Here is an 8,671-nt window from a genome sequence, read left to right on the forward strand (position 1 = left end):
CACCATCCCCGCCGCCCTCCTCGCCAATGCTTCGCCCATCCAACCAGATGGGTCTGACATGGACGCGAGCGGCCACCCTGCTGAGCCAGCGCGCCCGGGGCCGAAGCGGCGCGAACTGGTCCGACAGTCGGACCAGTTGGGCGGCGTCGCCTCCGGCAGAGCCCCCTGCCTGGGACTGACTTGGCGGTCCGACAGTCGGACCTGTTGGGCGGCGTCGCTCCCGGCAGGCGCCTCTGCCTGTGGTTGCCTTGGTGGTCCGACAGTTGGACCAGTTGGGCGACGTCGCTCCCGGCAGAGCCCCTTGCCTGTGGTTGCCTTGGCGGTCTGACAGTCGGACTGGTTGGGCGACGGCGCTTCCTGCAGGGCGGCTCTGCCTGTGGCTGCCTTGGTAGTCCGACAGTCGGACCAGTTGGGCGACGTCGGTCCTGGCAGGCGCCTCTGCCGTGGACCCTCCTGGCTTCCGCTCAAGCACGCCGTCGCGGCCCATCGCTGCGCTCCGCGAGGCGCGTGGCCTCGCGGAGAGTTCCCGGTCGCAGGATGGAGCGACGAACTGCAGGTGGCCTGCTTAGTGCGATGCCGCACGCAAGCGCGGCGGCACGTGGGGGCCGAAGACGGGCGGCTCCTCCGACAGCAGAACCTTGGGAGCGCGCTTCAGCGGCGAGAGGCCCATCCAGCGGTTGAGGGTGGCCTTGGCCTCCGCCTGCTGCGGATCGGCGAGTTGGCTGATGCGCGAGCCGTGGTTTCCGCCCGCCACCGTGTACAGGTAGGAGTCCTGCGCGTCGCCCAGCTCGTAGGCCGCCGCCGTCCACGGGTCGTAGCTGCCGTAGATGAACATCAGTCGCTGCCCCTGCGTGGATACCCAGTTCTGGATGTCCGGCATGGCCTGCGGGCGGAAGACGAACGGGATGCCCGGCGGCGAGTACACCTCGCCAGTGTCGGTGTCCGGGAAGTGGATGAGCGAGCCCAGGTGCTTCTCGTAGGGCTGGGGCCAGCCCAGCTCCGCCGCGGCCTGGTAGTAGTAGGCGGCGTACGGCGTGATGCCCTGGTCCGAGAAGGAATTGATGCCGACCTCGTAGTCCATCGCGTCGAACAGCTCCTGATCCGTCGCGGTGGTCTCGGGGATGTTCGCGGTGCAGCGCGCCGCGGTGTCGTACTGCCAGAAGGCGAAGTAGGTCTCGATGACGGCGTGCTCCAGCGCCAGTTCCCGGCCCAGCTGCGAATACGTCAGGCCATTGTCCTGGGCGTAGGCATCCACGAGGGAAAGCATCTGCTCCCGGCGCGAGAGCACCTCGTGCTGGAAGGCCCACAGCCGCTCGCGGCAGGCACGCTGCGCGTCCCCGCCCACGCTGTCCTGGAACGTCACGAAGCGCTCGTCGTTGCGCAGGGCAATGGGCGCCACGTACGCCACGGTGGCGTCCACGTCATTGGGGTAGAAGCGGCGGAAGAACACCACCGTCTCTCCGCCCTTGCTGCCGCCGGTGGACACCCACTTGCCCGTGTAGATGGGCTTGAACGCCTGGGTGAGCCGGTGGAAGTCATCCGCGGACTGGCGGATGGTGAGGTGGCTCCAGTCCGCGGGCTCCGGGATGCTGGGCGGGAAGAAGCGGTGCTCCACCGCGAGCTGGTTCGCGGACAGCAACTGCGTAGGCTCACTGCGCCCGACGCCGGTGGAGACGTTGTAGCCGCTGGTGGAGAGCACCATCGGGCTGGCGTCCGCCTTGTGCAGCAGCGTCACTCGCTGCTCGAAGCGCTGGCACTCCGGGTGGGCGTGATCCGCCGGCTGGTTGTACCTCAGGATGAAGAAGCGGTAGCCGGCGGGGACGTTGCCGCCAGTCCGGTCCTGGTCCACGGTGAGGCCCGGGATGGCCTCCAGCCGGACCCGGATGTCCAGCGACGTGTCGCCGATGACGCTCAGGTCCGGCGTCTGATCCACCCAGCCGCTCGGCGTGCACGCCACCGTGCCGCCGTCGGTGCCCGCGTCCTCCGAGCCGGTGCCCGCGTCCGGGTCCGTGCCCGCGTCCGCATCGGTGCCCGCATCGGCGTTGGTGCCTGCATCGGCCTCCTCGCCGGAGCCTGCGTCCGAGCCAGCGTCCACGATCTGGGTGCCGCTGTCGGGGCGCGGGTCGTCAGAGTCGTCATCGACACAGCCGACCGGGCCTCCAAGCACGGCCAGCAGGGGAAGGGCCAACAACAGACGGGGGAAGCCAGCAACGCGAGCCATGCAGTCTCCAGGGAATGGCCGACATCCTAGGGCAGGACGCTGTCACGGCGCTCTCAGCCACACGCTTTGTCCAACCTTCGGCGGCCAGGACGGCTGCCCGCTTGAGTCCACCCCTCGCGCAGGGTAGCCACCTCCAGTCACGTCTTCCCGGAGCCCCCCATGAAGCCCCTGCTGCTGGCCGCCGTCCTCGCCGCCGCGCCCGCCACCCCGCCCACGTCTCCGGCGCCCGACGCCGGGCTCGCGCAGGCCGCGCAGCCCAGCCTCACCGTGCCCGGGGGCAAGTTCCTCCGCGCCCGCTCCGGCAACACCGCCGTCGCCCAGATGTTCGCGCCGGGCATCGCGGAGCTGTCCCTGGCGGAGAAGCGCGTGGCGTGGTCCCTGACGCTCGCGGCGCACGCGGGCGAGGACATCGCGTTGGATCAGCTCGGCTGGAAGCTGGTGCCGGCGAAGCAGCTGCTGGAAGGCGTCTGGCTCTTCGGCCGGGATGCGCAGAGCGCCGCGTCCGGCTTCGACGCGAAGCTGGCGGACTACCTGCTGCGCTTCTACGGACACAGCGGCAACCACGACAGCACCACCGGCCAGAAGTTCGTCCCGGGCTTCACCGCGGAGCAGCTCGCCGCTGGCGCCTCGCGCGCCCTCAAGGCCGGCGCGCCCTGGACGGTGAAGGACGACGCCGCGCTCCAGGGCTGGCTCCTGGAAGTGAAGCCCACCCTCTTCGACGCGAGCTTCGAGCCGCAGCTCACCTCCAAGGCCCCGCCGCCGGGACAGGACCTCCTCACCGCGTCCTCCAACACCGCCTATGGCCCCGGCGTGACGGAGAAGGACCTGGTGGGCTTCACGGAGAAGTACCCGCTCAACTCGCGCGTGGTGAAGCAGGGCGGCAAGCTCACGGAGCAGGTGTTCCGCGCGGGCACGCCGGACGGCAAGGTGAAGCCGGGCCTGTACGCGAAGGAACTCTCGCGCGTCATCGCGCACCTCCAGGAGGCGATGAAGTCCGCGGAGCCCGCGCAGAAGGCCGCGCTGGGCAAGCTGGTGCGCTACTTCCAGACGGGCAGCCCCAAGGACTGGGACGCGTACAACATCGCGTGGCTCAAGGTGGACCCGAAGGTGGACGCCAACCTGGGCTTCATCGAGACGTACGTCGACCCGCGCGGCCACAAAGGACAGTGGGAGGCGCTGGTCAACTACCGCGACACGCAGGAGAACCAGATCATGGTGCTCATGGGCCAGAAGGCCCAGTACTTCGAGGACCGCCTGCCCTGGCCAGAGAAGTACCGCCGCAAGAAGGTCGCGCTGCCGGTGGCCAAGGCCATCAACCTCATCACGTCCAACCCGGAGCCGCCCGCGGGCATCAACCTGCCCAACGAGCAGCACATCCGGGAGAAGTACGGCAGCAAGAGCGTGATGATCACCAACGTCATGGACGCCGCCTCCGCCGTGACGCGGCTGCCCCTGGCGCTGGAGTTCTCCCGCACGGCGGAGGACCGCGAGGAGGCCCGGAAGTACTCCGTCACCGCGCGCAAGTGGCTGGTGGCCTTCCATGAAGTGCTGGGCCACGCCTCCGGTCAGGTGGACGCGAAGCTCAAGGGCCAGTCACCGTCCGTCTTCCTCAAGGAGTACGACAACACGCTGGAGGAGGCGCGCGCGGACCTGGTCGCGCTGTGGCACGCGTTCGACCCGGCGCTCGCGGAGCTGTCCGCTGAACACGAAGCCATCGCGCGGCAGATGTACCGCGACTTCCTGGTGGAGGGGCTCACCAACCTGCGCCGCGTGGAGACGGGCAACGCGTTCGAGGAGGACCACCAGCGCGGCCACCACATGACGGTGACGTTCCTGGAGGAGAAGGGCGTGGTGAAGCCGGTGGTGGAGAACGGCCGCACGTACCTCACGGTGCCGGACTACTCGAAGATGCGCGAGGCGGTGGGCGAGCTGCTCTCGCAGTTGATGGTCATCAAGGCCACCGGTGACTACGAGGGCATCCGCGCGCTGGTGCAAGAGAAGGGCATCCACTTCGACCCGAAGCTGCGCGACGAGGTCGCCCGCCGGGTGAAGGCCGTGGACGTGCCCACGGTGCTGCTGCTCAATTCGCCGCGCGTGGTGCCGGTGCTGGACGCGAAGGGGGAGCTGGTGGACCTGAAGGAGGACACCACCCAGGCCTTCGTGGACCAGCACCTGGAGCGCAGCCTGCTGGGCCGGCTGTCTCCCGCGGAGGCCCGCCGCGTCGCCGCGAAGGTGACGGGCTCACCGGACGCGGTGCGCGAGGCGTTCAAGGAACTGGGGCCGGAAACGGCCGCGGCGCCGACTCCCGTGAAGAAGGGAGCGGCGCCGGCGAAGTCCAGGCCCTGAGGAATCCGGGCCGTCAGTGATTGGACGGCGTGTCGGCTTCCTTGATGGGCGTGCCGGACTCCGTGGTGAGCACGACGCGCTGGGTTCCCGGCGGCAGCGGCCCGCCCGGAGTGGCCGGGTCGCCCAGCCGGGGGTTGGGCCGGCCGTAGTCGCGCTCGTAGATGCGCACCACGGAGAGGAAGAAGGCGACGATGAGGGGCCCCAGCAGCAGGCCCACCGTGCCGAACGCCGCCAGGCCGCCGAGCAGCGCGAAGAAGATGATGGCGCCGTGCTGGTTCATGCCCTTCTTCGCCAGCAGCGGCTTGACGACGTTGTCCACGAGCCCCACCACGACGACGCCCCAGATGGTCAGGAAGAGCGCGGCCCACGGGTGGCCGCTGAGGAACATCAGGCCCGCGGCGAAGAGCACCACCACCGCGGCGCCCACCGCGGGGATGAGGGCCAGGAAGAAGGTGAGGCCCGCGAAGAACAGCGGCGCGGGCACTCCCACGATGAGGAAGCCGATGAGCGCGGCCACGGCCTGGACGCCCGCGGTGGCCACGGTGGAGACGAGCACCGACACGGAGGTGTTCTTGAACTCGTGCAGGAGTTCCCGCGTCTGTCCGCGCCGGAGGGGCGACACGCTCTCAATCCATTGGACCAGGCGTGCGCCGTCGGTGAGGAAGAAGAAGAGCGCGATGAGCATCATCGTCGTCTGGAGGACGAGCGTGCCCGTGGCCGCCACCGCTCCCGTCACGGCCTTGGCGGCCGTGCCGCCCTGGGTCGTCACCTGCTCCTGGAGCTTCTGGTCGATCTGCTCCTGCTCCAGCGGGAGCCGCTCGATGAGCTTGCTCACGGGGCCCCGGATGCCGCTGGGCATCTTGTCCACCAGGCCCGTCATTCCGTCCTTCTGCACGGTCTGCGTCACGAAGCGCGCGCCCTCGGACACCTCCGCCACGACGAAGGCGGTGAGGCCGCCCAGGGGCAGGAGCAGCGCCAGCAGGATGCCGGTGACGATGAGGCCCGCGGACACGTTGCCGTGGCCGCGCAGCCGCTTCCGCAGCCGTTTGTGCAGGCCATGGAACGTGCCCGCCAGCACCGCCGCCAGGAAGAACGCCTCCGCGAAGGGCCGGATGACCAGGCACAAGAGGAGGATGGACAGGAGGATGAGACCCACGAAGACGCGACGCGCTACCTGATCGGAGGCCATGGCCCTTCAAAATTAGGGAGCCGGACCTGTCGGCGGGAGCCTGCCCGGCTGGGACCGCCCGTGAACATTCCCCTGGGCTTGCCTGCCCGCCTGCTCACCGGACTTGGGAGCGGCGAGGGGGGCGGTAGAGTGCGCGCATGCCGCCTTTCGACTCCGCCCGCTTCACGCTCTGGCTTCCGCAGCTCCTGTGCGCCGTCTTCCTGGCCATCCTCTTCCTGCAGTCCGGCCTGGACAAGGTCGTGGACTGGAAGGGGAACCTGGGATGGCTGACCGGCCACTTCTCCAAGTCGCCCCTGAAGGGCGTGGTGACGCCGATGCTGGCGGTCATCACGCTGATGGAGCTGGCGGCCGGGGCCCTGAGCGCGGCGGGCGCGGTGGCGCTGCTGGTGAACGGCCATCCGTTCCTCGCGTACCTGGGCGCGGTGCTCTCCGCGCTGTCGTTGCTGGCGCTCTTCTTCGGCCAGCGCATGGCGAAGGAGTACGCGGGCGCGGCGGTGCTGGTGCCGTACTTCGTCGTGGCGCTCGCGGGCGTGTACCTGCTGCGGCTGACTTAAGGACGCCGGACCCTCAGAGCACCTTGCGCGAGGGCATGATGGCGTTGGCGGACAGCAGGCCCGCCGCCAGCGCCACCGCGACCATCAGCATGGAGAAGGCCGTGTCCACGCCGGCCACCACGTCGCGCTCCAGCAGCGACGCCAGGCTGCGGAAGCCCACGCTGCCGGGCACGAGCAGCATCAGCCCCGGCACCACGGTGGTGACGGCGGGCCGGTTGCGCAGCCGCGCCAGCGCGTTGCTCCCCATGCCCAGCAGCAGCGCGCCCGCGAAGGCGCCCAGCTGCGGCCCCAGCAGCAGCGCTCCCAGCCGCGCGCCCATGAACGCGGCGGCGCCGGCCAGGGCAATCCACCCCCAGTCACGCGGCCGCGCGCGGAAGAGCACCGCGATGGCGAAGCCCGCCACCACGAGCGCGACGACGGCGGCCCCCGGAGGCATCACCGTGGGCAGGGGGGGCGTGGGCACGGGGGGCAGCAGCGTGCTCACGCGGCTGCCCAGCGCCGCGCCGAAGCCCAGTTGCAGGAACACCAGCGCGGCGTGCGTGAGGCGCGACGTGCCGGAGATGAGGTTGCGCGTGGCCACCTCGTTGACGGCGATGGTGAGCGTGAGCCCCGGCAGCAGGACGATGAGGCCCGCCAGCGTGGCGACCTCGCCGTGCAGCGGGCCGAAGAAGTGGGCCGCGAGCCCCGCGAACGCGGCGGACAGCACGGCCGCCACGGGCTCCAGCACGCGCGCGGTGGTGGGCTGCTTGCGCGTCAGCTGGTCCAGCCCGCCAATGGCCAGGCTGCTGAACCCCGCCACGCCCATCTCCTTCCAGCCGCCGCCAAACAGCAGCGCCGCGGAGGCCCCCGCCAGCATCCAGCAGAGCAGCTGCAGGGCCGGGCCGTAGCGCGGCGGCCGGGCGAGGATGGCCTCCACGCGGGTGGCGCCCTCCGTGGGCGTGAGGCGCCCCTGGATGACGTCGTCCGCGAGCATGTCCAGGAGGATGAGCCGCTCCAGGTCGAAGTCGCCGGGCTCCACGCGGATGAGGCTGGTGCGCAGGTCCTCCGGCGGGCCGAACGAGGCGAAGATGGAGGTGGGCGTGGAGAAGAAGCGGGCCTCCAGGCCCAGCCGCTCGCTCACCCGCATCATCAGGCCCTCCAGACGGTGGGCCGGCGTGCCGTGGCGGTGCAGGGCCTGCCCCAGGCGCAGCACGAAGGCCACCGAGGGGCCGGGCGGCGGGGGAGCGAGCGCGGCGACGAACTCCGGCGGGGCTTCAGCGGTTTCGGGAGGGCGCGTGGACACGGCGGGCGCGCACATGCGCAGAGCCGCCCGGGGGAGTCAAACGGCGCGGGGCCCTCCCGCAAGCCCTGCTGTTCGCTTCAATGTGCGCGGTGCTCCGGGAATCCCCTGCCGTGACGCATCTGATACAGCGGGTGCAACACGGGAGGACGCATGGCGCGCAAGCAACGGACACCCCGGTGGCTGGAGGCCGCGAGGCGCAGGGGACCGGAAGCCCCGGCGGGACCGGGCGCGGACTGGCTGGCGCGAGCCCTGGGCCGGGCCGGCGTGCTGCCCCGGGTTGAAGCCGGGCAGGCGATCCGCGACGGCCGCGTGGAGGTGGACGGCCAGGTGGAGCGCGAGCCGTTCGCGCCCGTGGGGGAGGGGACGCGGGTGCGCGTGGACGGCGTGGAGCACGCCCTGACGCGCCGGGTGCGGGGCCTGATGTTCCACAAGCCCGCGGGGCCGGTGGTGCACGGCTCGGATCCGGAGGGCGTGGGCACCGTCTTCGACAGGCTGCGCGCGGTGCTGCCTCCGGAGCTCCAGGGCTTCGAGTGGTACGCGGTGGGCCGGCTGGACCGGGACACCACGGGGCTCCTGCTCTTCACCAACGATGAACGGCTGGTGCGGCACGTGACGGCGCCGGAGACACACCTGCCCAAGCGGTACGTGGCGCGCGTGGAGGGACCGCCCGCGGAAGCGGCGCTGAAGCGGCTGCGAGAGGGATTGACGCTGGAGGACGGCCCCACGCGTCCGGCGGAAGCGGAGCTCCGCGCGCCCGACGTGGTGGCGCTCACGCTCACGGAGGGACGGCACCACCAGGTGAAGCGGATGCTCGCGGCGGTGGGGCACCCCGTGCTCACGCTGCACCGGGAAGCAGTGGGGCGCGTGGTGCTGGACGTGGCGGAAGGGCGCTGCCGCGAGCTGACGGACGCGGAGGTGGCGGAGGGGCTGGGTTTTTAAAGCCGGGTGAGGACTAGGGGCTGTCCCTGATTAACGCAGCCAGAGAAGCATGGACGCAACGTGCAAGACGGCGAGGTAGCAGGTCGCCGTCTTGTCGTAACGAGTGGCGGCGGCGCGAAAGCGCTTGAGGTCGTGGAAGA

6 protein-coding genes are annotated in these 8,671 nt (G+C 70.8%); 3 read left to right on the forward strand and 3 right to left on the reverse strand.

Annotation, left to right across the window (positions count from 1 at the left end):
- Nucleotides 1-565 precede the first annotated feature (565 nt).
- Nucleotides 566-2,221 (reverse strand): S28 family serine protease, encoded by a 1,656-nt coding sequence (locus D7W81_RS37015; protein WP_120560086.1) that lies wholly within the window; start codon nt 2,219-2,221, stop codon nt 566-568.
- Nucleotides 2,222-2,380: 159 nt separating this feature from the next.
- Between D7W81_RS37015 and D7W81_RS37020 the strand changes: the two genes are divergently transcribed.
- Entirely contained in the window at nt 2,381-4,567 is a 2,187-nt protein-coding gene (locus D7W81_RS37020) for a dipeptidyl-peptidase 3 family protein (protein WP_120560087.1), read from the forward strand.
- A 13-nt stretch (nt 4,568-4,580) separates the two neighbouring features.
- On the opposite strand, the gene D7W81_RS37025 is transcribed toward D7W81_RS37020, so the two are convergent.
- Nucleotides 4,581-5,756 (reverse strand): AI-2E family transporter, encoded by a 1,176-nt coding sequence (locus tag D7W81_RS37025; protein WP_120560088.1) that lies wholly within the window; start codon nt 5,754-5,756, stop codon nt 4,581-4,583.
- 137 nt (nt 5,757-5,893) lie between these two features.
- Between D7W81_RS37025 and D7W81_RS37030 the strand changes: the two genes are divergently transcribed.
- Nucleotides 5,894-6,310, forward strand: coding sequence for a DoxX family protein (locus D7W81_RS37030; protein WP_120560089.1), 417 nt, complete (start codon nt 5,894-5,896; stop codon nt 6,308-6,310).
- 13 nt (nt 6,311-6,323) lie between these two features.
- Here D7W81_RS37030 and D7W81_RS37035 read toward each other — a convergent pair whose 3' ends face one another.
- Nucleotides 6,324-7,607, reverse strand: coding sequence for a threonine/serine exporter family protein (locus tag D7W81_RS37035; RefSeq protein ID WP_120560090.1), 1,284 nt, complete (start codon nt 7,605-7,607; stop codon nt 6,324-6,326).
- A gap of 135 nt (nt 7,608-7,742) precedes the next feature.
- On the opposite strand from D7W81_RS37035, the gene D7W81_RS37040 reads away from it, so the two are divergent.
- A complete protein-coding gene (locus D7W81_RS37040) occupies nt 7,743-8,531 on the forward strand; it encodes a pseudouridine synthase (protein ID WP_120560091.1) in 789 nt (262 codons plus the stop codon).
- Nucleotides 8,532-8,671 lie beyond the last annotated feature (140 nt).

It is taken from the genome of Corallococcus aberystwythensis (genome assembly GCF_003612165.1).
In the GTDB taxonomy this organism is placed as follows: Bacteria; Myxococcota; Myxococcia; order Myxococcales; family Myxococcaceae; genus Corallococcus; species Corallococcus aberystwythensis.